This is a genomic window from Allgaiera indica (assembly GCF_900106675.1).
Classification (GTDB): Bacteria; Pseudomonadota; Alphaproteobacteria; order Rhodobacterales; family Rhodobacteraceae; genus Acidimangrovimonas; species Acidimangrovimonas indica.
In genome coordinates, this window is record NZ_FNOB01000074.1 from 1 (window position 1) to 1,299 (window position 1,299).

The 1,299-nt window shown below is 61.0% G+C and carries 1 protein-coding gene; it reads left to right on the forward strand.

Annotated elements, in window-relative coordinates:
• The first annotated feature begins 79 nt into the window (after window positions 1-79).
• A protein-coding gene (locus BLV97_RS20630; protein WP_092164244.1) for an IS3 family transposase occupies window positions 80-1,239 on the forward strand; the annotation gives its coding sequence in 2 pieces (ribosomal slippage) (window positions 80-332 and window positions 332-1,239; 1,161 coding nt in all).
• Window positions 1,240-1,299 lie beyond the last annotated feature (60 nt).

A 1,299-nucleotide genomic window follows, 5' to 3' on the forward strand; every position in this document is an offset into this window, starting at 1 on the left:
TGACCTGCCCCCGATGAACCGGGCCATTCAAAAGGAGAGTTTGTTCTCGTAGCGTTCATAGCAGCGAGGAGAACAGACGATGCGCAAATCACGTTTCACCGAAGAGCAGATTGTGGGGGTTCTGCAGGAATATGCCGCCGGGGCGAAGGTTTCGGAGCTGTGCCGCAAGTACGGCATGTCGGATGCGACCCTTTACAAATGGAAGGCCAAGTATGGCGGTATGACGGTTTCCGAACTGCGGCGTCTGAAGGACCTTGAAGCCGAGAACGCCGAGCTGAAGCGTCTTCTGGCCGATGCCATGCTGGATAACGCCGGTCTCAAGGGGCTGCTGGCAAAAAACTCCTGACGCCTGCGCGCCGCCGGGATGCCGTGAAGACGCTGATGGACGAGTATCAGTTCACGGAACGACGGGCGTGCAGGCTGGTCGGGATTTCACGGTCGAGCCTGACGTATCAGGTTCGGCCAGACCGTCACGCGCGATTGAGGGAACGCCTGGTCACGCTGTCAGGCAAGCACCGGAGGTATGGCTATCGCATGCTGCATGCCAAACTGGTCCGCGAGGGCTTCAAGGTGAACGTCAAGGTCGTCGAGCGCATCTACCACGAAGAACGGCTGTGGCTGCGTCGCACGAAGCGCAAGAAGATCCCGCGCGAAGGCCGTGAGGGGGCCTGGTGCCCGATCGCCCCCAACCAGCGCTGGTCGCTCGACTTCACCAGCGATGCCCTGGCCAACGGTCGCAAGTTCCGCACCGCCAACCTCAAGGACGATTGCACCCGAGAATGTCCGGCGATCGAGGTGGATTTCTCGCTGCCGGGGGAGCGGGTCGTGGACATGCTGGAGCGCGTGGCCCGAGAGCGAGGGTATCCTGACATCCTGGTCGTCGACAACGGCCCCGAACTGCGCGGTCGCGCGCTTGACGGATGGGCCGATGATCACGGCGTTCAGCTGTATTTCATCGATCCCGGCAAGCCGACCCAGAACGCCTACATCGAGAGTTTCAACGGCCGATACCGTGAGGAATGCCTGAACCAGCATTGGTTCACAAGCATCGGCGAGGCACGCGAAATCATCGAAGCCTGGAGGATCGACTACAACACGGAGCGACCGCACAGCAGCTTGAAGTACCAGACCCCGGAGGAGTTCGCGGCCGCGCGCCCCTTCGATAAAACGCAATGGGCGCAGCCGCTTGAGCTACCCGATGGCTCCGCGCCTGCGCCCATTGCTCACGCCGCCGAATGATGGCACACAAATGCAGAACAAACTCGACTTACGAGTGGCCCTGAAAATAGGGGCAGGTCA